This window comes from Streptomyces sp. NPDC034085, assembly GCF_055575555.1.
Genome location: NZ_JBVISL010000007.1, coordinates 297,615 through 322,674, shown reverse-complemented (window position 1 = coordinate 322,674; position 25,060 = coordinate 297,615). Strand labels below are relative to the sequence as shown.

Below are 25,060 nucleotides of genomic sequence, written 5' to 3'. Positions count from 1 at the left end.
ATGTTTCCCACGGACACGACCACCGGCTCCGCCGGCAGCCTCGTCTCGCAGGAGGCCACCGCGCACCGCTTCACCGCCGGATTGCTGCCGCTGCTCGCCGAGGCGGACCTCCTCGACTCACCCGCGGGCTGGGGCGCGGTCGCGACACCGGTCGGGGCCTTCCGCCTCGAACCCGTACGCCCGAGCCGGGACGTGGACCTGCTCACGGGCTGGATGAACGATCCCGAAGTGGCCGCCTACTGGGAACTGGACGGCCCGGCCGCCGTCACCAGGGCCCACCTGCGGGCCCAGCTCGACGGCCACGGCCACAGCATCCCCTGCCTCGGCCTCCTGGACGGCAGCCCCATGAGCTATTGGGAGATCTACCGGGCCGACCTCGACCCGTTCTCCCGCCACTACCCGGCGCGCTCCCACGACACGGGCATCCACCTGCTCATCGGAGCCGGCACGAACCGCGGCCGGGGCCTGGGCAAGACGCTGCTGCGCGCCGTCGCGGAGCTCGTCTTCGACAACCGCCCCCGCTGCACACGCGTCATCGCGGAACCGGACGTGCGCAACACCCCCTCCGTCGCGGCCTTCATGAGCGCCGGTTTCCGCTATTCCAGGGAAATCGACCTCCCCGGCAAACGAGCCGCCCTGATGATCCGTGAGCGGGCGCTGCGCCACCTGCTCTGATCACCGCCCCGGCTTCCCCTGCACCGCCCTGAAGAGTGATCGATGCGGCCGCTGTCGGTGGCGCCCCGTAGGGTTGGCAGTGCTATGACGAAGCCCTCCCTCTCCGACCTGCTGCACGCCGCCGTCTCCGCCGTCGGCGGCACGGAGCGGCCCGGCCAGGTGGCCATGGCCGAAGCCGTCGCCGAAGCGATCGACGACAACTCCCATCGGCTGATCCAGGCCGGTACCGGCACCGGCAAGTCCCTCGGCTACCTGGTGCCGGCCCTCGCCCACGGCGAGCGCGTGGTCGTCGCCACGGCGACGCTGGCGCTCCAGCGCCAGCTCGTCGAGCGCGACCTGCCGCGCACGGTCGAGGCGCTGCACCCGCAGCTGCGCCGGCGGCCGCAGTTCGCCATGCTCAAGGGCCGGTCGAACTACCTGTGCCTGCACCGGCTGCACGAGGGCGCCCCGCAGGACGAGGAAGAGGGCCTCTTCGACCAGTTCGAAGCGGCCGCCCCGAGCAGCAAGCTCGGCAAGGACCTGCTGCGCCTGCGCGACTGGGCGGACGAGACGGAGACCGGCGACCGCGACGACCTCACCCCGGGCGTCTCCGACAAGGCCTGGAGCCAGATCTCGGTCTCCTCCCGGGAGTGCCTGGGCGCCACGAAGTGCGCGTACGGCGCCGAGTGCTTCGCGGAGGCGGCCCGTGAGCGGGCCAAGCTCGCCGACGTGGTCGTCACCAACCACGCGCTGCTCGCCATCGACGCCATCGAAGGCGCCCCGGTGCTGCCCCAGCACGAGGTGCTGATCGTGGACGAAGCCCACGAGCTGGTCTCCCGTGTCACGGGCGTCGCCACCGGCGAGCTCAGCCCGGGCCAGGTCAACCGGGCCGTGAAGCGGGCCGCCAAGCTCGTAGACGAGAAGGTCGCGGACTCCCTGCAGACCGCCTCGGAGACCTTCGAGCGGGTCATGGAGCTGGCGCTCCCCGGCCGTCTGGAGCAGATTCCCGAGGACCTCGGCTACGCGCTGATGTCGCTGCGCGACTCCGCGCGCAGCGTGATCTCCGCGATCGGCTCCACCCGCGACAAGTCCGTCCAGGACGAGGACGCGGTCCGCAAGCAGGCCCTGGCCGCGGTGGAGAGCGTCCACGCGGTCGCGGAGCGGATCACGAACGGCTCCGAGTACGACGTGGTCTGGTACGAACGGCACGACCGGTTCGGCGCGACCCTGCGGGTCGCCCCGCTCTCGGTGTCCGGGCTGCTGCGGGAGAAGCTCTTCGAGGACCGCTCGGTGGTCCTCACCTCCGCCACCCTCAAGCTGGGCGGTGACTTCAACGGGGTCGCGGCCTCGCTCGGCCTCTCCCCGGAAGGGGTGGAGGGGGAGGACGTGCCGCTCTGGCGGGGCCTGGACGTGGGGTCCCCGTTCGACTATCCCAAGCAGGGCATCCTGTACGTCGCCAAGCACCTGGCCACCCCGGGCCGGGAGGGCACCCGCGGCGACATGATGGACGAGCTGGCGGAGCTGATCGAGGCGGCCGGCGGCCGCACCCTCGGCCTCTTCTCCTCCATGCGCGGAGCCAAGGCCGCGGCCGAGGAGCTGCGCGGGCGGCTCGACAACCCGATCCTGCTCCAGGGCGAGGAGACGCTGGGAGAGCTGATCAAGGCCTTCGCGGCGGATCCGCGGACCTGCCTGTTCGGGACGCTCTCCCTGTGGCAGGGCGTGGACGTGCCCGGGCCCAGCTGCCAGCTCGTGATCATGGACAGGATCCCGTTCCCCCGCCCCGACGACCCGCTGATGAGCGCGCGGCAGAAGTCGGTGGAGGAGAACGGCGGCAACGGCTTCATGGCGGTCGCCGCCACCCACGCGGCCCTGCTGATGGCCCAGGGCGCCGGCCGGCTCGTACGGGCCTCGGGCGACCGCGGTGTCGTCGCCGTCCTGGACCCCCGTCTGGCCACGGCCCGGTACGGGAGCTTCCTGCGGGCCTCGCTGCCCGACTTCTGGTACACCACGGACCGCAACCAGGTGCGCCGCTCGCTGGCGGCCATCGACGCGGGCGCGAAGGCAGACGGCACGTAGGTCCGCGGCTGCGGGCATGCAACAGCTCCGGGACCGGCGCAGTGGGTCCCGGAGCTGGCTGAGGGGCGACGGGCGGATTCAGACCCGGCGCAGCACGGCGACGACCTTGCCGAGGATCGTCGCCTCGTCACCCGGGATGGGCTGGTAGGCGGCGTTGTGCGGGAGAAGCCAGACGTGCCCGTCTTCGCGCTTGAAGCGCTTGACGGTGGCTTCGCCGTCCAGCATCGCCGCGACGATGTCGCCGTTCTCCGCGACGGGCTGACGGCGGACGGTGACCCAGTCGCCGTCGCAGATCGCGGCCTCGATCATCGAATCGCCGACGACCTTGAGGACGAAGAGCTCGCCGTCGCCGACGAGCTGGCGGGGCAGCGGGAACACGTCCTCCACGGACTCCTCGGCCAGGATCGGGCCGCCGGCCGCGATCCGGCCGACCAGGGGAACGTAGGAGGCGGCGGGCTTGCCGGTGGTGTCGGTGGGCTGCGAGCTGGGCTGGTCCGAGCCGCGCACCTCGTAGGCGCGCGGGCGGTGCGGGTCACGCCGCAGGAAGCCCTTGCGCTCCAGGGCCATCAGCTGGTGTGCCACGGACGAGGTGCTGGAGAGGCCGACCGCCTGGCCGATCTCCCGCATCGACGGCGGGTACCCCCGGCGCTGCACGGAGTCCCGGATGACCTCGATCACCCTCCGCTGCCGGTCCGTGAGCCCGGAGCTGTCGGCGCGGATGCCTGGAGGTCGCCCTGGCAGCGAGCGTGCGGGGCGTACGGCCTCCGCCTCCTGGTTCTGACTTGCGTCATTCATGGCGTGCACCGGCTCGAGTCGGCTCTGGGAGCGGTTCTGGGCAGTGATGGTGGCGCTGTCTGCGGTGGTGGTCACGTCGGCCCCTCTCGAAATGTTCTCCCTAGCTGGACAACGGTAGTAGCTTTCGAAAGGTTGCGCCAAACACACGTTCGAGTGAAAAATCGCGGATCCCCCACCTGGGCTAGATAGGTGGGTGTATGGAGGCCGGTACGGGTGGCCGGTCCGACGGTCCGCCGGAAGGCTGTGGCCGCCCGCCCGGACCGAACGCGGGTTCGGCTCCGCGTCCGCTCCTTACGGTACCCTTCCCGGTTGGATCGGCCGTGCCCGGGCCGGGTCCGCCGCTGCGCCCAGTGTGGCACCGCGAGCCCCCGTATCCGGCCATCGGACGCCGCGACACGCGGAGTGGCCCAAATCCGGTCCAACCCAAGATCTAGTGGTTGGATGGTCTCAGCCGCCCAGAAGTTGTGGTCCCCGGTCCGCCGGGGCGCCCGGCATCGCATATGCTTGTGGCTGCTTCACGAGCCCCCGGCGGAGACTCGCTCTCCGTTGTCGCAAGGCTCCGTGCGGTGATCCAGTCGTGCCAAGAGGAGGGTGAGGGAACCATGCACTGCCCCTTCTGCAGGCACCCCGACAGCCGCGTCGTCGACAGCCGCACCACCGACGACGGAACGTCGATCCGCCGGCGCCGTCAGTGCCCCGACTGCTCCCGTCGCTTCACGACGGTGGAGACGGCCTCGCTGATGGTGATCAAGCGAAGCGGGGTCACCGAACCCTTCAGCCGTACCAAGGTCATCTCCGGCGTCCGCAAGGCGTGCCAGGGACGGCCGGTCACCGAGGACGCCCTCGCCAAGCTCGGCCAGCGGGTCGAGGAGGCGGTGCGCGCCACCGGGAGCGCCGAGCTGACCACCCACGACGTGGGTCTGGCCATACTCGGCCCGTTGCAGGAGCTCGACCTGGTCGCGTACCTGCGGTTCGCATCCGTGTACAAAGCGTTCGACACCCTTGAAGACTTCGAGACCGCCATCGCGGAACTGCGCGAGCCGCGGCCTCACCCCCATGAGTGCGAGCCCGGAGGGACCCCCCCGGTCGTCCCCGTGCCCGCCTCCGCCGCCGACTGACCGCACGGGGCCGCAAGCGCGGCGCGGCCCCGCCGGCCGGGACGGCGAGATTCGTAGATACAAGACACACAGCACTGTGCGGCGGAATAGCGCTGGCACTTTAGGGCGTTTTTGCCCGCATATGGGAGGCAGGCGGCATGACAGAGACGGCGAGCAGCTCGGCACGTGGTTCCCGCACCAAGGGGACCAAGGCCGCCAAGGGCGGCCTGCGGATCGAGCGCATCCACACCACCCCCGGCGTGCACCCGTACGACGAGGTGAACTGGGAGCTCCGTGACGTCGTCATGACCAACTGGCGCGACGGCTCGGTCAACTTCGAGCAGCGCGGCGTCGAGTTCCCCGACTTCTGGTCGGTGAACGCGGTCAACATCGTCACCAGCAAGTACTTCCGCGGCGCCGTCGGCACCCCGCAGCGCGAGACCGGTCTGAAGCAGCTCATCGACCGCATCGTGAAGACGTACACGAAGGCCGGCGAGGACTACGACTACTTCGCGTCCCCCGCCGACGCGGAGATCTTCGAGCACGAGCTGACCTACGCCCTCCTGCACCAGATCTTCAGCTTCAACTCCCCGGTGTGGTTCAACGTCGGCACGCCCCAGCCGCAGCAGGTCTCCGCCTGCTTCATCCTGGCCGTCGACGACTCCATGGAGTCGATCCTCGACTGGTACAAGGAAGAGGGCATGATCTTCAAGGGCGGCTCCGGCGCCGGCCTGAACCTCTCCCGCATCCGCTCCTCCAAGGAGCTCCTCTCCTCCGGCGGCAACGCCTCCGGCCCCGTCTCCTTCATGCGCGGCGCCGACGCCTCCGCGGGAACGATCAAGTCGGGCGGCGCCACCCGCCGTGCGGCCAAGATGGTCGTCCTGGACGTGGACCACCCGGACGTCGAGGACTTCATCGCCACCAAGGTGAAGGAGGAGGAGAAGATCCGCGCCCTGCGCGACGCGGGCTTCGACATGGACCTGGGCGGCGACGACATCACGTCCGTCCAGTACCAGAACGCCAACAACTCCGTCCGTGTGAACGACGAGTTCATGACGGCCGTCGAGAACGGCACCGAGTTCGGCCTGCGCGCCCGCATGACCGGCGAGGTCATCGAGAAGGTCGACGCCAAGGCGCTCTTCCGCAAGCTCGCCGAGGCCGCGTGGGCCTGCGCCGACCCGGGCATCCAGTACGACGGTGTGATCAACCACTGGCACACCTGCCCCGAGTCCGGCCGCATCACCGCGTCCAACCCGTGCAGCGAGTACATGCACCTGGACAACACGTCCTGCAACCTCGCCTCGCTGAACCTGATGAAGTTCCTGAACGACGACGGCAAGGGCAACCAGTCCTTCGACGCCGAGCGCTTCGCCAAGGTCGTCGAGCTCGTCATCACCGCGATGGACATCTCCATCTGCTTCGCGGACTTCCCGACCCAGAAGATCGGCGAGAACACCCGCGCCTTCCGCCAGCTGGGCATCGGCTACGCCAACCTCGGCGCCCTGCTGATGGCGACCGGCCACGCCTACGACTCGGACGGCGGCCGCACCCTCGCCGCCTCGATCACCTCGCTGATGACCGGCACCGCGTACAAGCGCTCCGCCGAGCTGGCCGCCATCGTCGGCCCGTACGACGGCTACGCCCGCAACGCCGACTCGCACAAGCGCGTCATGAAGCAGCACGCCGACGCCAACGCCGTCGCGCCGCGCACCGAGGACCTGGACAACGCGATCTGGGCCGCGGCCACCGAGGCCTGGCAGGACGTCCTGCGCCTCGGCGAGAAGAACGGCTTCCGCAACGCCCAGGCCTCCGTCCTCGCGCCGACCGGCACCATCGGCCTCGCGATGTCCTGTGACACCACCGGTGTCGAGCCGGACCTGGCCCTGGTCAAGTTCAAGAAGCTCGTCGGCGGCGGCTCGATGCAGATCGTCAACGGCACCGTCCCGCAGGCCCTGCGCCGCATGGGCTACCTGGAAGAGCAGATCGAGGCGATCGTCTCCCACATCGCCGAGCACGGCAACGTCGTCGACGCCCCGCACCTGAAGTCCGAGCACTACGAGGTCTTCGACTGCGCCATGGGCGAGCGCTCCATCTCCCCGATGGGCCACGTCCGCATGATGGCCGCGATCCAGCCCTGGATCTCCGGCGCGATCTCGAAGACGGTCAACATGCCGGAGTCGGCGACCGTCGAGGAGATCGAGGAGATCTACTTCGAGGCGTGGAAGCTGGGCGTCAAGGCGCTCGCGATCTACCGCGACAACTGCAAGGTCGGCCAGCCCCTCTCCGCCAAGAAGAAGGAGGAGGAGAAGGCCGAGATCACCGAGAAGGCCGAGGAGACCATCCGCACGGCGGTCGAGAAGGTCATCGAGTACCGTCCCGTCCGCAAGCGCCTCCCCAAGGGCCGCCCGGGGATCACCACCTCCTTCACGGTCGGTGGCGCCGAGGGCTACATGACGGCGAACTCCTACCCGGACGACGGCCTGGGCGAGGTCTTCCTGAAGATGTCCAAGCAGGGCTCGACCCTCGCGGGCATGATGGACGCCTTCTCGATCGCCGTCTCGGTCGGCCTGCAGTACGGCGTCCCGCTGGAGACGTACGTCGCGAAGTTCACCAACATGCGCTTCGAGCCGGCCGGTATGACGGACGACCCCGACGTGCGGATGGCCCAGTCGATCGTCGACTACATCTTCCGCCGCGTGGCGCTGGACTTCCTGCCCTTCGAGACCCGCTCCGCCCTCGGCATCCACTCGGCCGAGGAGCGTCAGCGCCACCTCGACACCGGCTCCTACGAGCCGCTCGAGGAGGAGGAGCTCGACACCGAGACCCTCGCCCAGTCGGCGCCGCTCGCGTCGGTCCCGGCCGCTTCCGCCCAGAAGCCGGCCGCGGTCGCCCCGGTCCCGGCTCCCAAGACGGCGCACAGCAACGCCGAACTGGTCGAGATGCAGCTCGGCGTCTCCGCCGACGCCCCGCTCTGCTTCTCCTGCGGTACGAAGATGCAGCGCGCCGGCTCCTGCTACATCTGCGAGGGCTGCGGCTCCACCAGCGGCTGCAGCTGAAACCGGGCGGAAGCGCGTCGGATGCCACATCACGGCGTAGCTGAACCCGAAGCGCGATCTCTGTGAGGGAGGGGCGCCGGCCCTGGGCCGGCGCCCCTCCCTTCGCAGCACCGGTTCCGGTGGAATCCGGCTTGTGGCAGTGGCTCCGGCATGGGATGCTCCGGGCCATGATCAAGAGAATCGAGTCCTCCGTCCGCCGATGAGCTAGACGACCGGGACGACAGCGCCCGGGACGACAGCGCCCGGATCACCGACCACCCTGTTCGACCACGCGCTCCGGCTGCACCGCCGCCTCCTGGAGAGCCGCTGCACCGCGACGGGGAGCCGTACCCCGACGACGCCTCGCACCGTCATCGGCAAGAGCCGCGCCCCCCTCAGGACCGGCACATGGCCGGAAAAGACGTGGCGCTCATCCTGGACGCGCATTTCGCGCGGACCTCCGCCCGTCCCCACGAACTGGCCGACGCGTTCCACGACGTCCACGTACCTATTCACCCCACCGAGCACATCGCCGCCGCGGCCCGGCGGGCCGACCGGGATCGCGCCCGTCGAACGGGTCGCTGGCTGGTCCGGCACGGGACCGATCGATGCTCGGTCACGGTGGGGCTCGCCTTGGTCGCCGCCGTGGGAACCGCCGACGACATCCCGCTGGTCCAGACGATCGGGCTGCTCTCCAACCACTTCGGGCCGCTGGCGGCGCACGCCTTCGAGAGCCGGACGGGAGGAGCCGAGGCACTGCTCTGGCTCGCCGAGCGAGTCGCCGGCTGGGGACGCGTCTACGTCGTCGAAGCCCTCTGCAGGCTCGACGACCCGTCCGCCCGGCCGTGGCTGCTCCGCAGGGCCTGCGACGGCGACTTCCTCAACGGTTACTTCGCCGGCGAGGTCGCCACGGTCGGCAGACTCCACGAGGCACTCGCGGAAATCGACCCCGACAGTGAGATGGTCGACCACACCGGTCGGCTCCTGCATCTGATGAGCGACTGCGGGGGTATGGGGCTCACCCTCGCTCGGTACCCCCATGCGGCAGCGGTCCTGGAAGCCCACGCCCGCCATGTGGGTGCGCTCAGCCCGACCGTCGAGCGCTGCTTCACGATCGCGGCGCTCGCTGAATTCCTGACCACGCAGCCTCCCGAGGCCGCGGGGTGCACGGCGGTGCAGCGGGAAGGGCTCCGGAAGGCCTACCTCGAAGTCCTCGACCGGGAGGAGTGGACCCGCACCGCACGGGCCGGGTTCGCGGCGGGCGACCACCGGATGCGGTGGCTCGCCGACCACCGAGCGCCCCAGCTGAAGCTGCGCGCGTTCCCCGACCGAGAGCCGGACGCGGGGGAGGGGGCGCGCGTCAGTGGGGGATCACGCGGGCGGGGCGGGTGACCAGGTCCTCGCGGAACTCCGCGATCCGGGACTGGACCTGGCGCATCAGGTGGGTGTCCTCGATACGGTCCAGGTAGAGGCAGCGGTCGGCCAGCCCCCGCAGCTCGAAGGCGAAGCACAGCGACATCAGGGGGTTCACGAAGAGCTCGCTGCCGCGGGTGCGTTCGGTGAACCGGACGTCGCCGAAGGAGCCCCGGACGGCCGCCGCGATCGAACCCGCCACGATGCTCGGACGGTCCGGCGTGTGGTCCTGGGCGTAGGCCACCGCGTCCAGGAACAGCGCCCCCTCACGCGTGGCCCGGGACAGGGAGAACGCGCCGAGGTAGGCGCCGTCCCGCTCGAGCGCCGCGATGTTCTCCAGCACCAGCGCGTGGCTGACCCCGTGGTAGGCGTCCACGCCGAACCCGACCGACACCACGAGCCGTTGCGGTACGTCGTCCAGCGCGGCCAGCGCCGCCACACTGGTCAGATCCTCCTCCGGCGTACCGAGGCCCGCCTCGTCGCCCCGCATCAGGATGTCCGTACCCCCGTCGACCAGCACGACGGCGTCGATGTCGTGGAGGTCGATCAGCGCCCGGTAGGCGGCGCGCAGCGGCTGGACCCCGACCTGGGGGAAGGCGTACACGGTCGAGGGGTAGCGGTGCAGCCGGAGCCACCGCGCGAGGGTCCGCTCCGGGAAGTAGGACAGGTGGGGCGCGGAGTCGGGGTGCACGACGGCGAGGTCCGGGGCCGCCCAGTCCTCGGCGGGCAGCCCGGCGAGGGTGCTGAAGGAGAGGTTCGCCAGGTGGACCTCCTTGCCCTGGTGCAGGAGCGAGAGCGCGACCGGCAGACCCGAGTAGACGTCGAAGCCTCCTCCGGCTCCGGCGACGAGGATGCGCTCGGCCGTGGCCAGCCGGGCGAAGAGCGGGTTGGTGTGCAGGCCGGTCATGGCGATCATTGTGCAGGCCCGCGTGTGCGCGGGCACGGGGATTTCACGGCGGGGGAGCGGAAAGCCATGTGGAGCGGTGACGAACTGGACCTGGACGCGTACCTGGCACGGATCGGGCTCGGTGCCCGGCCCGGTGCCGGGCCGGGCAGCGGGCCGGCGGGGGCCGCGGGGGAACGCGGCGCGGTGCGGGAACTCCGGCCGGACCTCGCGACGTTGTACGCAGTGCACCGCGCCCACACCGCCGCCATCCCCTTCGAGAGCCTGGACGTCCTGCTCGGCCGCCCCGTCGCGCTGGAGGTCAAGGCCATCGAGGACAAGCTCGTGCACGGCCGCCGGGGCGGCTACTGCTACGAGCAGAACTCGCTGCTGGCCGCCGCCCTGGAGCGGATCGGCTTCGAGGTCTCCGGGCGCGGTGCCCGCAACCGCACCCGGGGCGAGTCCCTCCTGGCGGTGACGCACGCGACGCTCGTCGTCACCGTCGAAGGCGAACCGTGGCTGTGCGACGCCGGATTCGGCTACCAGGGACCGTGCGAGCCCGTCCCGCTCGCGCGGCCCGGCACCGAGGTGCGCCAGGGCCCGTGGACGTACGCCGTCCACGAGGAGGAGGACGGCGTCCTCGTACTGCGCACCCGCCGCGGGGACGCCTGGCGGGACTTGTACGCCTTCTCCCCGCAGCAGTACCACCCCGTCGACTACGTCGTGCTGAACCACTACAGCTCCACCCACCCCCGCTCCTCCTTCGTGGGCAGGACCCTCGTGCAGCTCCCGGGCGATGCCGTGCGCAGGACGCTCGTCGGACGGGAGCTGACCCGGCTCCACCCCGACGGGCGGACCGAGCGGGAGCCCGTGACCTCCGACCGGCTGCTCGGCGTCCTCGACCGGGAGTTCGGGCTTCGGCTGCCCGAGCGGGATGCGGCGGAACTGGTACGGATCCACCGCTCCGGGGACTGACCCGGGCCACGCCCGGCCCGTACGATGGCGCGGTGCTGGTCAAGTGGATTCGCTGCACGGTGACGGACCGACGCGGGTTCGAGCGCGGGCAGCGCAAGTGGGCGGGGCTGCCCGGCGAACCGGGATTCCGGGGGCAGGGCGGCGGCTGGAGCAGAGGCCGGCAGGGGGTCGCGCATGTCTTCGCGTTCTGGGAGAGCCGCTCCTTCTACGACTCCTTCATGGCCCGCTCGCACGACAGACTGGCGGCTTCCCAGAACGGCACCTACACCGACGCGCGGGTCACGCTCTTCGACCACCGTTTCGACGTGAAGACCGGCTTCGAGCCGCGTTTCAGCGACGCCGACGTGGTCCGGGTCGCCCACACCCGGGTGCGGGAGGGGCGGCTGGAGCATTTCGCGCTGATGCAGGAGAAGGTGTGGAACCCCGCCATGGCGGGGTCGCCCGGCATGATCCGGGGCCTGTTCGGTGAGGCACCCGGCCGGGAGTTCCTGGTGCTGTCGATGTGGAAGGCGGCGGCCGAACACGGCAAGTACCGCCAGGAGCGCGTGGAGCGGCTGTCGCTGCGCGCCCAGACCGAGGCCGACGTGGAAGCGCTCACCGGGGACGTCGTGGACCTCGAACCCGGCTGGACGGTATGACCGTAGGACGACCGTCACCCCGCCCGGCGTGCCCGGGGCGTGGCCGCCCCGGCAGCCGCATAGGGTCGTGGGATGGTTCGACCACGGCGCATCGTCCTTGTCCGGCACGGGGAATCGGAGGGGAACGTTGATGACACGGTGTACGAGCGGGAGCCCGACCACGCCCTGCGGCTGACCCGCGCCGGCCGCCAACAGGCGGCGGAGGCCGGGGCGCGGCTGCGCGAGCTCTTCGGGGACGAGCACATCAGCGCGTACGTCTCCCCCTACCGCCGGACCCTGCAGACCTTCCGCGAGCTGCGGCTGGACCCCGCGCGGGTCCGGATGCGGGAGGAGCCGCGGCTGCGCGAGCAGGACTGGGGGAACTGGCAGGACCGCGACGACGTCAAGCTCCAGAAGGCGTACCGGGACGCGTACGGGCACTTCTTCTACCGGTTCGCGCAGGGCGAGTCGGGCGCCGACGTCTACGACCGGGTCGGTTCCTTCCTGGAAAGCCTCTACCGCAGCTTCGAGGCCCCCGACCATCCCGAGAACGTCCTGCTGGTCACCCACGGACTGACGATGCGGCTGTTCTGCATGCGCTGGTTCCACTGGTCGGTCGCCGAGTTCGAGGCCCTCTCCAACCCGGGCAACGGCGAATACCGCGTCCTGATGCTCGGACCGGACGGCCGGTACCGGCTGGACCGCCCGTTTGAGCGGTGGACCACACCCGAGCCTTATGACCTGGACGGCTAAAGTGGCGCGCGATGACCGCTGACTCCACTCCCGAAACGCGCTACGCACGCGCCCTGTCCAGCCTCCGCGGGCTGGCCCTGGGGGACGCCCTGGGCTCCCAGTACTTCGTTCCCGTGAACTATCCGCTGCTGAAGCGGCGCGAGCTGCCGGCCGGCAGCGAGCCGTGGCAGTGGACCGACGACACCGAGATGGCCTGCTCGGTGGTGGCCGTGCTCGCCGAGCACGGGCGCATCGACCAGGACGCGCTGGCGGCCTCCTTCGCCGGGCACCACGACTTCGACCGCGGGTACGGTCCGGCGGTGAACCGGATGCTGCGGCTGGTCCGGGAGGGCGAGGACTGGCGCACGCTGGCCGCCGAGCTCTTCAACGGGCAGGGCTCCTGGGGCAACGGCGCCGCCATGCGGATCGCCCCGCTCGGTGCCTGGTACGCGGACGACCCCGAGCAGGCGACGCACCAGGCGGAGATCTCCGCCTACACCACCCACCAGCACCGCGAGGCGGTGTGCGGGGCGATGGCCGTGGCCGCCGCGGCCGCGCTGGCCGCGTCCCCGGCCGGGACTCCCACCGCCGAGGAGCTGCTCGACGGGGTGATCGCGCTGGTGCCGCGCAGCGCCGTGGGTGCGGGGGTGCGCAGGGCGCGGGACATGCTGGACTACGGCGACGCGACGACGGTCGCCGCGGTGCTGGGCTGCGGGCGGCGCACGAGCGCCCACGACACGGTGCCCTTCGCGCTGTGGTCGGCGGCCCGCGCGCTGGACGACTACGAGCGGGCGTTCTGGACCACCGCCCAGGTGGGCGGCGACGTGGACACCACCTGCGCGATCGTCGGCGGGGTCCTGGGCGGGCGCGGGGACGCGGTGCTGCCGCGGGCGTGGCTGGACCGGACCGAGGCCCTCCCGGCGTGGCTGCCGGGCCTGCCCGCCTGACGCAGCCCGGGCGTCCCCCTGCCCTGTGCCGGGCGGCGGGGTGCCGCGTGCGGGGGTGGTTCCGCGCGCGGCACTCCTCGTACACCTGCCTCGGCCGGCCGCCGTACGCCTCGTAGGGGGCCGCGTGCTCAGGCCGCGGGGCCGGCCTTCGCGGCGGCTCCGCTCAGGGCCTCCAGGTCGCTCTTGCGTACCCGGATCACCAGCAGCGCGGTGGCCAGGGCGAGCCCCGCCATGGCGACGGCGGCGATGAAGGCGCTCGAGATGCCCTGGGTGAGGACGAGGTCCCCCCAGGGGTCCGGCAGCCGTCCGGTCTCCTTGAACGCGGCGAGCTGGGCCGGTTCGGCGTGCGCCATGAAGTCCGGGACCTGACGCGCGGCTTCGTCACGGCCGGCCGTCCCGAAGACGGTGACCAGGATCGACAGGCCCAGCGAACCGCCCACCTGCTGGCTGGCGTTCAGCAGCCCGGAGGCCGCGCCCGCCTCCCGCGGCGCCACGCCCGACACGGCGGTGAGGGTGAGGGTGACGAAGTTGAGGCCCATGCCGAAGCCGAACAGCAGCATCGGGCCGAGCACGCCCGACAGGTACGTGCTGTCGGTGCGTATGAAGGTCAGCCAGGCCAGGCCGATGCCGGTGAGCGCCGAACCGGTGACCATGAACGGCTTGGGGCCCAGGCGCGGCAGGAAGCGCTGCGACAGCCCGGCACCGACGATGATCGCCGCCGTCACGGGCAGGAAGCCGACTCCGGACTGGATGGGCGAGAAGCCCAGCACGTTCTGCACGAACTGGACGATGAAGAAGAACATGCCGAACATGGCGGCGGCGAGGCCGAGCATGATCAGGTAGGTGCCGGCGCGGTTGCGGTCGGCGAACATCCGCAGCGGGATGATCGGCTCCGCGGCCCGGGACTCGATCAGCACGAACAGGCCCAGCAGGACGATGGCGGCGGCGAAGGAGGCGATGGTCAGGGAGTCGCGCCAGCCGTCCTCGGACGCGCGGATGAAGCCGTAGACGAGCGAGGCCATGCCGCTGGTGGAGGTGAGCGCGCCGGCCGCGTCGAAGCGGCCCGGGTGCCGTTCGGACTCGTTGATGTAGAGCGGGGCGAGCACCGCGATGAGCACGCCGATCGGCACGTTGACGAAGAGCACCCAGCGCCAGTCGAGCCACTCGGTGAGCATCCCGCCGGCCAGCAGGCCCACCGCGCCGCCGCCCGCGGAGACGGCGGCGAAGACGCCGAAGGCGCGGTTGCGGTCGGGGCCTTCGGAGAAGGTGGTGGTGATCAGGGCGAGCGCGGTCGGCGAGGCGATCGCCCCGCCGACGCCTTGGAGGGCGCGCGCCGCCATCAGCTGCCAGGGCTCCTGGGCGAATCCGCCGAGCAGGGAGGCCAGCGTGAACAGCAGGATTCCGGCCACGAAGACGCGGCGCCGGCCCAGGATGTCGCCGGCCCGGCCGCCGAGCAGCAGCAGGCCGCCGAAGGCCAGGGTGTAGGCGCTGATCACCCAGGAGAGGTCGGTGGTGGAGAAGGAGAGGGCCGTCTGGATGTGCGGGAGCGCGATGTTCACGATCGTCGCGTCGAGGACGACCATGAGCTGGCTGGCGGCGATGACGGCGAGCGCCACCCCTGGACGGCCGGGCCGTCGGGCGGCCCCCGGTATCCGGGGCGCGGCGAGTTGAGCGCTTGTCACTGTGGATTCCCCCGAAGTGAAATAGTGAACGTGTTCGTTCACTGCGGGTCCACGGTAGGAGCCCGGAGGTAGGGAACGCAAGCGTTCACTAAAGTTGGACATGCGCGCGGCGCGCGCGAACGGGTCGGAGGTACGGGACATGGCGGGTTCGGGCGGGCCGGCGGGGGTGGCGCCGGGGCGCAGACGGGGACCGGCGCTCGAACGGGCGATTCTGGACGCCGCCCTGGAGCAGCTGAGCACCGTCGGCTGGCACGCCCTCACGATGGAGGCGGTCGCGGCCGGCGCACGCACCGGCAAGGCCGCCCTCTACCGGCGCTGGTCGTCCAAGGCCGACCTGGTGGCCGAGGTGCTGCGGGACGGACTGCCCGGGCTGGGGGAGATCGCGGACCACGGATCGGTGCGCGAGGACCTGTACCTGCTGTGCGTGCGGATGCGGGACGTCATGCGCTCCCCGGCCGGGGTCGCGCTGCGTGCGGTCCTTCACGAATGCGATCACGCTCATGTCGACCGGTTCCGCGAGGTGATCTGGAAGGGCCTGCACGAGCCGGCGCACGAGGTGATACGCGCATTGGTGCGGCGGGGAATCGAGCGTGGAGACGTACGGTCCGACGCCACCAGCCCCCTGGTCGCCGATGTGATCCCGGCGATGTTCATGTACCGGGCCAAGGTGTGCGGGAGCGAATGGCCCGATGCCGAGATCGCGGAGATGATCGACGGGCTGATGGTGCCGATGCTCCGGGCGTGACCCGCCGCGAGGGCCCGCGGGCGGGTTCCCGGGCGCCCGCGGCGGGGTCCTCGGCCCCGCACCGCCCCCTCCGGCCCCGGGCCGGGGTGTGCAGGCGGCCCGGGGCGGCGTAACCTTGCTGGCGCCATGCCGTACGAAGCACCCACCCACACCGTCGAACGCTCCCTCCGTGCCACCACCGGCGCCAAGGTCATCGCCGGGGTCGACGAGGTCGGACGAGGGGCCTGGGCCGGTCCCGTCACCGTCTGCGCGGCGATCACCGGCCTGCGCCGGCCGCCCGCGGGACTCACCGACTCCAAACTGCTCACCCCGAAGCGACGCGACGTGCTCCTGGAGGTCCTCGAGGACTGGGTCACCGCGCACGCCCTCGGGCACGCGTCCCCGGAGGAGATCGACGAACTGGGCATGACCGCGGCCCTGCGGCTCGCGGCGGTGCGCGCGCTCGACGCACTCCCGGTGCGGCCCGACGCGGTGATCCTCGACGGCAAGCACGACTACCTCGGCCCGCCCTGGCAGGTCCGTACGGTCATCAAGGGCGACCAGTCCTGCGTCGCCGTGGCCGCGGCCTCCGTGATCGCCAAGGTCAGGCGCGACCGGATGATGGCCGAACTCGGCGAACAGGGCGACGGCATAGCCGACTTCGCCTTCGCCGCCAACGCCGGCTACCCCTCGCCCGTACACCGGGCCGCCCTGGAGGAGCGCGGTCCCACCGCGTACCACCGGCTCTCGTGGGCCTACCTCGACGCGCTGCCGCGGTGGCGGCACTTGAAGAAGGTGCGCCGTAGCGAGGAAGCCGTGGAGCTGGAAAACGGAGGCCAACTCGGCTTCGATTTCTGATCGCACCCACGTGCCACCGACCGGTACGTTTCGTACCGGTGTTTGATAGATCTCAACTCACGCCTCTCACCCCCGCCATCGAGGAGCCTCAGATTCACGAGAGTGCCCAGGGTCCCCGCGTCACGCCGGCCGCGAGCCGCACCGCGCAGACCCCCCGCCCCGTACCTGGTCCGCGTCCCGTAGCCGTTCCCCGGCCCGGGCGCCCCGGTCCTTCCCCCGCGGCGGCGAGCCGCGCGGGTGTCGCCCCCAGGCCCGCGCCGCCCGCGCAGCGCACGGCAGAGGCCGCCCCCGGACCCGTTCCCGCAGCCCCCGCCGAACCGTCCGTCTCGGCGGCGGTCCCGCAGGTCCAGCTGATCCCGGCCTCGGCCGAAGGTGCGCTGGACGCGGCCGAGGAGGCCGTGGACCTGCTGCTCGACACCGGGCGCGCGCCCGGTGACATCCTGGTGATCACCACCGGCGACCCGCACCCGTGGGCCGCGCACGAGCTGTCCTTCGGCGAGGCCTCCTACTGGGCCCAGCACGACGCCGGCGACGACGTCTTCTACGCGGACGCCGCGCACGTGCAGCGTGCCGGCAGCCGCCCCGTCGTGGTCTTCGCGGCCAACGGCGGACCGGCCGGGGCCACCGCCGGCGCACTGCCGGTGGCGCTCGCCCGGGCGGCCGCGCTGCTGATCGTGTGCGGCGACGTCGCGCAGATCAACTCCGTTCTGGGTGCGGGCGTCTGACGCCCTGTATCCGCCGGCGCGGGCTCCAGGGCGCGGGCGCCCGGAGCCTGCCGCCGGCGGGCCCCTCAGCGCGCGGCGGTCCGGCGCAGGGCCTCCGAGGTTCCGCCCACCGTGCTCAGGGTCAGCGGTGCGAGCTCGGAGGTCAGTGACCCGAGGGGCTCGGGCCGGGAGTCCGAGCCGGGCCGCCGCCCGCCCCGGCCCTCGCCCAGCACCTGCCAGCCCCCGCGGGTCAGCGTGATGTACGCGCCGCAGCGCAGCCCGTGCAGGGTGCAGGCGTCGCGCAGCCCCCACATCCAGGCGCCGTCCTCCTCGGTCCAGCGCTCGTCCCCCTCACGGCAGTACATCAGCACCGCCGTGCGGACCGGGGTGCGCCGCCGCAGGTCGTGCGGGATGACCCGGCGCAGCCGCGACAGCAGGGCGTTGCGGTACTCCCAGCCGTCCGCCGAGGCGGACTTCTGCACGAACGAGGCGCTCGCGACGAGCTGTTCCTCGGGTCCGAGCACGGCTATGACGGCGGTGGACGGAACCGGGCTGTGCCGGGAGTGCAGCCCGCTGACCACCTCGCGCGGATTGCGCAGCAGGGGAACCCCCGACGCCGTCCACTCGGAGGGTTCGAGCAGTCTGCCGTGCCGGCTTGCGCCACCGGCCGCCGTCGCCAGTGACGTGGTCGAGGACGGGGCGAATCCGAAGGTCACGGTCCTCCCTTCGGGTACACGCCCGCGTACGGGCACGGCTGGGGTGTGGGCGCGCCGCAGCACGGCCCAGGAGGGTGCCGACGAGCCGAGCGGGAGCACTCCGATTCTCGCGTGGCCCGTGAGGGTGGGGCAATGAGCATTTGCGGCCGCGGACCGGAATTCGCCGGTATGCCGTTCATATCCTTGCCCCGCCACGCCGGAGATGACGCATTCGGCTAGGGCTGGAGCGCGAGCACCAGCGGAAACACCTCCCCGGCCCCCGCCCGCCGCAGCAGCCGGGCGGCGACCGCGAGGGTCCATCCGCTCTCCGCGCGGTCGTCGACGAGGAACACCGGACCCCGCACCTCGGCCAGCGCGGACGCCAGGGCCTCCGGCACGGTCAACGCCTGGTGGAGCCCGCGGACGCGCTGGGCGCTGTTCGAGGACGGCAGGCCGAACTGCGGTGCCTGATCCGTGTATTCCAGTGCCCCCAGCAGGGGGATCCGCCCCACCTCGGCGATCCGCGCGGCCAGGGAGCCGACCAGCTGCGGTCGGCTGCGCGACGGCAGCGCGACCACGCCCACGGGCCGGGCGGGAGCGTCGGCGGCGCCCGAGGCCCAGCCGCCGGGGCCCCGGGCCCAGTCGGCGAGCACGGCCACCACGGCTTGCGCCACATCGTCCGGAACCGGCTGGTCGGGTGCCTGCGCGGCCAGCATGGGACGCAGCCGGTTGCCCCAGCCGATGTCGGAGAGCCTGCCCAGGGCGCGGCCCGAGGCGGACTGCTCCCCGGCCGGGATCCGCCCCTTCAGGTCCACGCCCACCGCCGTGAGTCCGGTCGGCCACATCCTGCGGGGTTCCACTTCCACACCGGGGCGCCCCAGTTCACCCCGGGCGGTGTCCAGCGCGGCGCTGGAGACGTCCGCGGTGAAGCGGGCGCCGGCGCAGTTGTCGCAGCGGCCGCAGGGGGCGGCTTCCTCGTCGTCGAGCTGGCGGCGCAGGAACTCCATGCGGCACGCGGTGGTGGCCGCGTAGTCCCGCATGGCCTGCTGTTCGGCGGCCCGCTGCCGGGCGACCCAGGCGTAGCGTTCGGCGTCGTACGCCCAGGGCTCGCCGGTGGCGGTCCAGCCCCCCTTGACGCGGTGCACGGCGCCGTCCACGTCGAGCACCTTGAGCATCGTCTCCAGCCGGGTGCGGCGCAGGTCGACCAGCGGCTCCAGGGCGGGCAGCGAGAGGGGGCGGTCCGCCCCGGCCAGGACGTCGAGGGTGCGGCGCACCTGCTCCTCCGGGGGGAAGGCCACCGAGGCGAAGTACTGCCAGATCGCCTCGTCCTCTCGGCCCGGCAGCAGCAGCACCTCGGCGTGCTCGACGCCGCGGCCCGCGCGGCCGACCTGCTGGTAGTAGGCGATGGGGGAGGAGGGGGAGCCCAGGTGGACCACGAAGCCGAGGTCGGGCTTGTCGAATCCCATCCCCAGGGCGGAGGTCGCCACCAGGGCCTTCACCCGGTTGGCCTGGAGGTCGCTCTCGGCCTGCTCGCGGTCGGCGTTCTCCGTCTTCCCGGTGTACGAGGAGACCGTGTGCCCGCGGTGGCGCAGGTAGGCGGTGACCTCCTCGGCGGCGGCCACCGTCAGGGTGTAGACGATCCCGGAACCGGGCAGCTCGCTGAGGTGGTCGGCGAGCCAGGCCAGCCGGTGCGCGGCGTCGGGCAGCGTCAGGACGGCCAGGCTCAGGCTCTCGCGGTCCAGGGGGCCGCGCAGTACCAGCGCGTCCGTACCGGCCCCGGTCCCGAGCTGTTCCGCGACGTCGGCCGTCACCCGGGCATTGGCGGTGGCGGTGGTCGCCAGGACCGGGACGCCCGGAGGGAGATCGGCCAGCATCGTGCGCAGCCGGCGGTAGTCGGGGCGGAAGTCGTGCCCCCAGTCGGAGATGCAGTGCGCCTCGTCGACGACGAGCAGGCCCGTGGCGGCCGCCAGCTTGGGGAGGACCTGGTCGCGGAAGTCGGGGTTGTTGAGCCGCTCCGGGCTGACCAGCAGCACGTCGACCTCGCCCGCCGCGACCTCGGCCTGGATGCCCTCCCATTCCTCCGGGTTGGCGGAGTTGATGGTGCGCGCGTGGATGCCGGCCCGCGCGGCGGCCTCGACCTGATTGCGCATCAGCGCGAGCAGCGGGGAGACGATGACGGTCGGGCCGGCACCGCTCGCGCGGAGCAGGGACGTGGCCACGAAGTAGACCGCGGACTTGCCCCAGCCCGTGCGCTGGACGACCAGGGCCCGCCGCTTGTCCGCGACGAGGGCCTCGATCGCCCGCCACTGGTCCTCGCGCAGCCGCGCGGTGCCCGTGGGGTCGCCCACCAGGCGGGCGAGTACGGAATCGGCCGAGGACCTCAGGTCTGCGTTCATGCCCCCATGCAACCCGATGCCTCTGACATCACGCCAATGGGGCACCGGACCTGTGGATGTTGAACATTGGACGAAAATTCGCGGGTTATCCACAGGGGTTTCCGAATCGGACCGGTCACGGGACCGTCGGACGCATGACGACGAACCACGAACCCCGCAGCCCGTCCGGACGGCCTTCCAGCCCTTCCGGAGCCCCCGCCGCATCCCAGATCACCTTGCGCAGCCCGGCCGAACTGGCCGACGCGCTGCCCTACATGCTCGGTTTCCATCCCACCGACTCCCTCGTCATGGTCGCCGTGCACGGCGAGGGCGGACGCTTCGGCGGCCGCCTGCGGGTGGGGATCCCCGCGGCGCCGGCCGAGTGGGAGGACACCGCCCGGCAGGTCGCCGAATGCCTGATCCGCGGCAGCGAACGCCGGGGCGGCAAGCCCGACGGCGTCGTGGTCTTCCTCTGCCAGGACCCGCGCGGCGGCGAGAGCGGGCAGCGGGTCATGACCCGGCTTCGGCCACTCGCCCAGCGGCTGCGGGTCGCCTGCGGCGCCCTCGACGTGCCGGTCCTGGAGGCCCTGTGCCTCTCCGGCGGCCGCTACTGGTCCTACACCTGCGCCGAGGACGCGTGCTGCCCCGCCGAGGGCAACCCACTGGCCCCGCCGGGCACCTCGGTGATGGCCGCGGCCGCCACCTTCGCGGGGCTCCAGGTCCGGGGCTCCCTGAAGGAGATCGAGAGCCGGCTGACCCCCCTCGGCGGGCCCTGGGCCGCCGAACAGGAAGAGGCCCTGGAGCGGGCCGCCACCGCCCTGGTGCCGCGGATCCTCGACGGGGCGACCAGGGAGGAGGTCGGCGCGGAGACCCTCGCCCTGGCACTCACCCTCATGCGCCGCATGACCCTCGCCCCGCCCGTCGAAGGCGGCTGCCGCGCCGACGACTGGGACGACGCGCTGCTCGGCCACGACGAGGCCGCCGCCGTGATCCTGGGCCTCCAGGACAGGGAGATCCGCGACATCGCCGCCGAGTGGATGGAGGACGACGAGGCCGCCCCGGCCCTGAGGCTGTGGCGGGCCCTGGCCCGCCGCTGCGTCGGGGCGTACAGCGAGCACGCCGCGGCACCGCTCACCCTGGCCGGATGGGTCTCGTGGTCCACCGGGGACGAGCCGACCGCCCGGATCGCGTTCGGACTGGCCCTGCGGGCCGACGCCGAGTACCGGTTCGCGCAGCTCCTCCACCACGCCTGCAACGAGGGCATCGACCCCGAGGGCCTGCGACAGTGCCTGCGGGAGGAACGCAGGCGCCGCGAACCGGGCCGCAAGCGGCCCGCCGGGGCCGCCCGTCCGCCCGGCCGCCGCACCGGACAGCGCCGCCGCGCCGCCCGACGCACCGAAGGGAGCGGGCAGTGAGCCCCGGCCAGGCCCGCGGCCCGGCTGCCCGCCTGCGGCGGCTCCTGAGCCCGCACGGCACCGCCCTGCGCCGCGGGTGCGCCGCGGGGCGGGGGCAGCCGCCCCCGGGGTGCGTGACCCTGGCGGGGGTGGGGGCGTTCAGCTGGGGGGTGGTGGGGGCCCGGCCGCGCCGCCGCCCCGCAGAACCGGCCGGCGCGCAGACAAGGCGGCACATGGCTCCCCCCGTACCCGAAACCGGCCCGCCCGGACCCCCTCCCGCCCCTGCGCCCGGTCCGCCCGAACCCGTCCGCGGGCGCCCGGCGGAGGGCCTCCCGGCGGCAGGCCTCGCGGACCGTCCGGCCGGCCCTCCTCGCGGGGCGGAGGCGACCGGGCGGGTGCCCGGGGCAGGGGTGCCTGGGCAGGGGCCCGTGGGTGGCGGTGGCGCCGGCGGTGGGACCGGTGGCGCGGCCGGGGCCGCCCCCGGGGCCGGGCGCACCGAGTTGCCGCCGGTGCACGGGGCCGTGATCTGTGTCGCCGCGCCCTGCGTGGTCATCTCGCCCGAGCACGGCCAGCTGACCGGGCGGGGGATCGACGGGATCTACCGCTCGGGGCGGCGGCTGCTGTCCCGCTGTGTCCTGCGCGTCGCCGGGCGGGAACCGGTCGCCGTCCAGGGCCGCAGCCTCGGCGCAGACCGGGCCGCCTTCACCGCCACCGTCCGCACCGGCGTCGAGGCCGGGCCGGACCCCGACGTCGGGGTGGAACGCGTCCGGCACGCCGACGGCACCGAGCGCATCACCGTGCGCAGCTTCGCCGCCCGCCCCCTGCGCCTGCCCGTGGAGGTCTCCCTCGGCACCGACCTGGCCGACCTGGCGGCGGTGGCCGCGGGCCGCGCCGGGCCGGAGCTCGCCGCCGGGGTGCACGCGGCGGGGCTGCGCTGGAGCACCGGGGACGCCCTGGCCGTCACCACCGCCGAACCGGCCCCCGACGACGCCCTCGCCTCGGCCGGACTGCTCCGCTGGGAACTGCGGCTGGAGCCGGGCGAGTCCCGCAGCATCGAGCTGCGGACCACCCGGGACCGCGCCGCCAGAGCCGCGGCCGGGCAGGTGGCGAACCCGCTGGCCGCAGCCCGGGCCGAGGGCGACGACCCGAGGGCCGACGCCTGGTTCCGCACCAGCGTCGAAGACCTCCGGGCGCTGCTCCTGCGGGACCCGGACGGACCGGGCGACGCCTTCGCGGCGGCCGGAGTGCCGTGGCGGCTCGGGCTGGCACCGGCGGAGTCGCTGTGGGCCGCGCGCATGGCGCTGCCGCTCGGCACCGGACTGGCCGCCGCCACGCTGCGGACCCTGGCCCGCAGCCAGACCGGGGGGCGGGGCGCCGCCGCGGGCATGATCCCGGGACCGTTGCGCGCCGCCGGACCGCAGCTGCCGCCGGGGTGCACCGGGACCGAGGCCACCCTCGGCTTCCCGGCGGTGCTCGCCGAGGCCCGGCGGTGGGGCCTGCCCGAGGAGGACGTGGCCCGGCTGCTGCCCGCCGCCGAGCGCTGCCTGGACTGGCTGCGCGGAGCGCTGGGGCAGGACGGTTTCCTGGCCGACCCCGATCCGGGGCCGCGGCGCTGCGAGACCCAGGCCCACGCGCACCGGGCCGCGCTGCTCGGCGCCGACCTGCTGGACGGGTGCGGGCGCAGCGGAGCCGGGGAGTGGCGGGAGTGGGCGGCCGGCCTGGCGGAGAGGTTCCGGGCCCGGTTCTGGATCGACGGCCCCGACGGGGGCCGCCCCGCCGCCGCCCTGCATCCCGACGGCCGGCCGCTGCCCCGGTTGACCGGAGCCGCCGCGCACCTGCTGGACACGGGGCTGCTGGGCGGGGGCCGGCTCGCGCCCGGCCTGCTGGACCCGGTCCGCACGGAACAGCTCGCCCGGCTGCTGGGAACCCCCGCCATGGACTCGGGGTGGGGGCTGCGGAGCATGGCGGCCCGCGAGCCGGGACACAACCCCTTCGGCCACCGGTCGGGAGCGGTCCGGGCCCATGAGAGCGCCGTCGCGGTGGCCGGCCTCGCCCAGGCGGGCTTCGAGAAGGAGGCCGCCGGTCTGCTGCGGGGCCTGCTCGACGCGGCGGAGGCCTTCGGATACCGGCTGCCGGAGATGTACGCTGCCGAGCAGCGCACCGCGGGCAGCGCCCCCCTGCCGCATCCGGCGGCCTGCCGGCCGGCCGCGGTGGCCGCGGCCGCCGGGATCCACGCGCTCACCGCCCTCGCCGGCATCCGTCCGGACGCCCCGGCGGGCACCGTCGCCGTGGCGCCCCCGGCGGGCGCGCCCCTCGGCGCGCTGCGCCTCTCCGGCCTGCGGGTGTCGGGGGAACCGTTCACCGTCCGGATCAGCCGCCTCGGCGTGGGCATGGTGGAGGAGGCGGCCGATGGGCTGCAACTGGGCGGCTGAGGTGAAGGGCACTTGGCCGGTCCGGGTGCTCGGGAAGGTCCTGACTGGGGTCCAGATCACCGTCTCCGGGATCACCAAAGGACTGTTTATCGTCAGGCAGACGACTATGATCGCTGCATGTCGCCCTACGACCCGTCGGCCTTTCCGCCCTTCGCCGTCACCGTCGACCTGGTCGTCCTCACCGTGCGGCGCCATGCGCTCTGCGCGCTCGTCGTGCGGCGGGGTGAGCAGCCGTTCCAGGGGCGCTGGGCGTTGCCCGGCGGCTTCGTCCGCGGGGACGAGGACCTGGCGGGTGCCGCGGCCAGGGAACTCTCCGAGGAGACGGGGCTGTGCGCGCACGACCCGGCCGCGCCCGGCGTGGACAACGGCGCGCACCTCGAACAGCTCGCCACGTACGGGGACCCGCAGCGCGACCCGCGGATGCGCGTGGTCAGCGTGGCGCACCTGGTCCTCGCTCCGGACCTGCCCGCTCCGCGGGCCGGCGGCGACGCCAACAGCGCCCGCTGGGCCCCCGTCGACGAACTCCTGGAAGGCACCGGGCAGGACTCTGCCGGGCTCGCCTTCGACCACGCGCGGATCCTCGCCGACGGTGTCGAGCGGGCCCGTTCGAAGATCGAGTACTCCTCCCTGGCCACCGCCTTCTGCCCGCCCGAGTTCACCGTCGGCGAGCTGCGCCGGGTGTACGAGGCCGTGTGGGGCGTGGCGCTCGACCCGCGCAACTTCCACCGCAAGGTCACCGGCACCCCGGGGTTCCTGGTGCCCGCCGGGGGCACGACCACCCGTCAGGGCGGGAGGCCCGCGCAGCTGTTCAGGGCCGGCGGGGCGACCCTGCTCAACCCGCCGATGCTGCGGCCCGAGGTCTGATCCGCGGGAACCGCTGCGACCGCGGCCTCCGCCTTCCGGGGCACGGCCGGCGGCAATATCGGTGCGGACCCGGGCCGGTTGCGTAGAAAATCGGACATATCGCGTTAC

The 25,060-nt window shown here is 73.0% G+C and carries 20 protein-coding genes; 15 read left to right on the top strand and 5 right to left on the bottom strand.

Translation table 11 applies throughout. The annotated features are described in order from the left end of the window. Complete coding sequence (locus ACZ501_RS24650) at positions 1–675, top strand: GNAT family N-acetyltransferase (protein WP_468798092.1); 675 nt, start codon at positions 1–3, stop codon at positions 673–675. 84 nt (positions 676–759) lie between these two features. After that, the gene (locus tag ACZ501_RS24645; protein WP_468798089.1) at positions 760–2,730 is read left to right on the top strand and encodes an ATP-dependent DNA helicase; all 1,971 of its coding nucleotides are present in this window, start codon (positions 760–762) and stop codon (positions 2,728–2,730) included. Positions 2,731–2,808: 78 nt separating this feature from the next. On the opposite strand, the gene lexA is transcribed toward ACZ501_RS24645, so the two are convergent. Then, complete coding sequence (gene lexA, locus ACZ501_RS24640) at positions 2,809–3,600, bottom strand: transcriptional repressor LexA (protein ID WP_125602045.1); 792 nt, start codon at positions 3,598–3,600, stop codon at positions 2,809–2,811. Positions 3,601–4,127: 527 nt separating this feature from the next. Here lexA and nrdR point away from each other — a divergent pair. The 3 genes from nrdR (at position 4,128) to ACZ501_RS24625 (ending at position 9,049) form a co-directional block, all read left to right on the top strand. Next, the gene (gene nrdR, locus ACZ501_RS24635) at positions 4,128–4,643 is read left to right on the top strand and encodes a transcriptional regulator NrdR (RefSeq protein WP_079431988.1); all 516 of its coding nucleotides are present in this window, start codon (positions 4,128–4,130) and stop codon (positions 4,641–4,643) included. Positions 4,644–4,780: 137 nt separating this feature from the next. Continuing rightward, positions 4,781–7,678 (top strand): vitamin B12-dependent ribonucleotide reductase, encoded by a 2,898-nt coding sequence (locus tag ACZ501_RS24630; protein WP_468798086.1) that lies wholly within the window; start codon positions 4,781–4,783, stop codon positions 7,676–7,678. 387 nt (positions 7,679–8,065) lie between these two features. Continuing rightward, positions 8,066–9,049, top strand: coding sequence for a hypothetical protein (locus tag ACZ501_RS24625; RefSeq protein ID WP_468798083.1), 984 nt, complete (start codon positions 8,066–8,068; stop codon positions 9,047–9,049). On the opposite strand, the gene ACZ501_RS24620 is transcribed toward ACZ501_RS24625, so the two are convergent. Further along, on the bottom strand, positions 9,018–9,977 hold the full coding sequence (locus ACZ501_RS24620; protein ID WP_362466131.1) for a DUF1152 domain-containing protein: 960 nt from the start codon (positions 9,975–9,977) through the stop codon (positions 9,018–9,020). The genes ACZ501_RS24625 and ACZ501_RS24620 overlap by 32 nt on opposite strands. Positions 9,978–10,043: 66 nt before the next feature. Between ACZ501_RS24620 and ACZ501_RS24615 the strand changes: the two genes are divergently transcribed. From ACZ501_RS24615 to ACZ501_RS24600, 4 genes are all read left to right on the top strand, one after another. After that, a complete protein-coding gene (locus ACZ501_RS24615; RefSeq protein ID WP_468798080.1) occupies positions 10,044–10,928 on the top strand; it encodes an arylamine N-acetyltransferase family protein in 885 nt (294 codons plus the stop codon). A 32-nt stretch (positions 10,929–10,960) separates the two neighbouring features. After that, the gene (locus ACZ501_RS24610) at positions 10,961–11,566 is read left to right on the top strand and encodes a YdbC family protein (protein ID WP_361598751.1); all 606 of its coding nucleotides are present in this window, start codon (positions 10,961–10,963) and stop codon (positions 11,564–11,566) included. Between the two features lie 72 nt (positions 11,567–11,638). Further along, complete coding sequence (locus ACZ501_RS24605; RefSeq protein WP_468798077.1) at positions 11,639–12,298, top strand: histidine phosphatase family protein; 660 nt, start codon at positions 11,639–11,641, stop codon at positions 12,296–12,298. An 11-nt stretch (positions 12,299–12,309) separates the two neighbouring features. Then, a complete protein-coding gene (locus ACZ501_RS24600; protein WP_361598757.1) occupies positions 12,310–13,224 on the top strand; it encodes an ADP-ribosylglycohydrolase family protein in 915 nt (304 codons plus the stop codon). Between the two features lie 128 nt (positions 13,225–13,352). Here ACZ501_RS24600 and ACZ501_RS24595 read toward each other — a convergent pair whose 3' ends face one another. After that, positions 13,353–14,906, bottom strand: a complete 1,554-nt coding sequence (locus ACZ501_RS24595; RefSeq protein WP_468798074.1) for an MFS transporter — start codon at positions 14,904–14,906, stop codon at positions 13,353–13,355. Between the two features lie 139 nt (positions 14,907–15,045). Between ACZ501_RS24595 and ACZ501_RS24590 the strand changes: the two genes are divergently transcribed. The 3 genes from ACZ501_RS24590 (at position 15,046) to ACZ501_RS24580 (ending at position 17,213) form a co-directional block, all read left to right on the top strand. Then, the gene (locus tag ACZ501_RS24590; protein ID WP_361598763.1) at positions 15,046–15,651 is read left to right on the top strand and encodes a TetR/AcrR family transcriptional regulator; all 606 of its coding nucleotides are present in this window, start codon (positions 15,046–15,048) and stop codon (positions 15,649–15,651) included. A 126-nt stretch (positions 15,652–15,777) separates the two neighbouring features. Further along, positions 15,778–16,488, top strand: coding sequence for a ribonuclease HII (locus ACZ501_RS24585; RefSeq protein ID WP_468798071.1), 711 nt, complete (start codon positions 15,778–15,780; stop codon positions 16,486–16,488). 38 nt (positions 16,489–16,526) lie between these two features. Then, positions 16,527–17,213: a hypothetical protein gene (locus ACZ501_RS24580; protein WP_468798068.1), complete on the top strand. Its 687-nt coding sequence runs from the start codon at positions 16,527–16,529 to the stop codon at positions 17,211–17,213. Positions 17,214–17,278: 65 nt separating this feature from the next. On the opposite strand, the gene ACZ501_RS24575 is transcribed toward ACZ501_RS24580, so the two are convergent. Both ACZ501_RS24575 and ACZ501_RS24570 read right to left on the bottom strand, forming a co-directional pair. Beyond that, complete coding sequence (locus ACZ501_RS24575) at positions 17,279–17,908, bottom strand: hypothetical protein (RefSeq protein WP_362466152.1); 630 nt, start codon at positions 17,906–17,908, stop codon at positions 17,279–17,281. A 215-nt stretch (positions 17,909–18,123) separates the two neighbouring features. After that, complete coding sequence (locus ACZ501_RS24570) at positions 18,124–20,283, bottom strand: RecQ family ATP-dependent DNA helicase (RefSeq protein ID WP_468798065.1); 2,160 nt, start codon at positions 20,281–20,283, stop codon at positions 18,124–18,126. A 134-nt stretch (positions 20,284–20,417) separates the two neighbouring features. On the opposite strand from ACZ501_RS24570, the gene ACZ501_RS24565 reads away from it, so the two are divergent. The 3 genes from ACZ501_RS24565 (at position 20,418) to ACZ501_RS24555 (ending at position 24,952) form a co-directional block, all read left to right on the top strand. Continuing rightward, positions 20,418–21,677: a DUF4192 domain-containing protein gene (locus ACZ501_RS24565; protein ID WP_361598778.1), complete on the top strand. Its 1,260-nt coding sequence runs from the start codon at positions 20,418–20,420 to the stop codon at positions 21,675–21,677. A 503-nt stretch (positions 21,678–22,180) separates the two neighbouring features. Beyond that, on the top strand, positions 22,181–24,088 hold the full coding sequence (locus ACZ501_RS24560; RefSeq protein ID WP_468798172.1) for a glycogen debranching N-terminal domain-containing protein: 1,908 nt from the start codon (positions 22,181–22,183) through the stop codon (positions 24,086–24,088). 117 nt (positions 24,089–24,205) lie between these two features. Beyond that, positions 24,206–24,952 (top strand): NUDIX hydrolase, encoded by a 747-nt coding sequence (locus tag ACZ501_RS24555; RefSeq protein ID WP_361598784.1) that lies wholly within the window; start codon positions 24,206–24,208, stop codon positions 24,950–24,952. Positions 24,953–25,060 lie beyond the last annotated feature (108 nt).

What these genes read in the sequence shown, in the direction of transcription:
- ACZ501_RS24585 (WP_468798071.1), top strand. Translation starts at nt 15,778, where the DNA reads ATGCCGTACGAAGCACCCACCCACACCGTCGAACGCTCCCTCCGTGCC.
- ACZ501_RS24570 (WP_468798065.1), bottom strand. Translation starts at nt 20,283, where the DNA reads ATGAACGCAGACCTGAGGTCCTCGGCCGATTCCGTACTCGCCCGCCTG.
- nrdR (WP_079431988.1), top strand. Translation starts at nt 4,128, where the DNA reads ATGCACTGCCCCTTCTGCAGGCACCCCGACAGCCGCGTCGTCGACAGC.
- ACZ501_RS24600 (WP_361598757.1), top strand. Translation starts at nt 12,310, where the DNA reads ATGACCGCTGACTCCACTCCCGAAACGCGCTACGCACGCGCCCTGTCC.
- ACZ501_RS24555 (WP_361598784.1), top strand. Translation starts at nt 24,206, where the DNA reads ATGTCGCCCTACGACCCGTCGGCCTTTCCGCCCTTCGCCGTCACCGTC.
- ACZ501_RS24650 (WP_468798092.1), top strand. Translation starts at nt 1, where the DNA reads ATGTTTCCCACGGACACGACCACCGGCTCCGCCGGCAGCCTCGTCTCG.
- ACZ501_RS24645 (WP_468798089.1), top strand. Translation starts at nt 760, where the DNA reads ATGACGAAGCCCTCCCTCTCCGACCTGCTGCACGCCGCCGTCTCCGCC.
- ACZ501_RS24605 (WP_468798077.1), top strand. Translation starts at nt 11,639, where the DNA reads ATGGTTCGACCACGGCGCATCGTCCTTGTCCGGCACGGGGAATCGGAG.
- ACZ501_RS24615 (WP_468798080.1), top strand. Translation starts at nt 10,044, where the DNA reads ATGTGGAGCGGTGACGAACTGGACCTGGACGCGTACCTGGCACGGATC.
- ACZ501_RS24620 (WP_362466131.1), bottom strand. Translation starts at nt 9,977, where the DNA reads ATGACCGGCCTGCACACCAACCCGCTCTTCGCCCGGCTGGCCACGGCC.
- ACZ501_RS24565 (WP_361598778.1), top strand. Translation starts at nt 20,418, where the DNA reads ATGACGACGAACCACGAACCCCGCAGCCCGTCCGGACGGCCTTCCAGC.
- ACZ501_RS24590 (WP_361598763.1), top strand. Translation starts at nt 15,046, where the DNA reads ATGGCGGGTTCGGGCGGGCCGGCGGGGGTGGCGCCGGGGCGCAGACGG.
- ACZ501_RS24625 (WP_468798083.1), top strand. Translation starts at nt 8,066, where the DNA reads ATGGCCGGAAAAGACGTGGCGCTCATCCTGGACGCGCATTTCGCGCGG.
- ACZ501_RS24630 (WP_468798086.1), top strand. Translation starts at nt 4,781, where the DNA reads ATGACAGAGACGGCGAGCAGCTCGGCACGTGGTTCCCGCACCAAGGGG.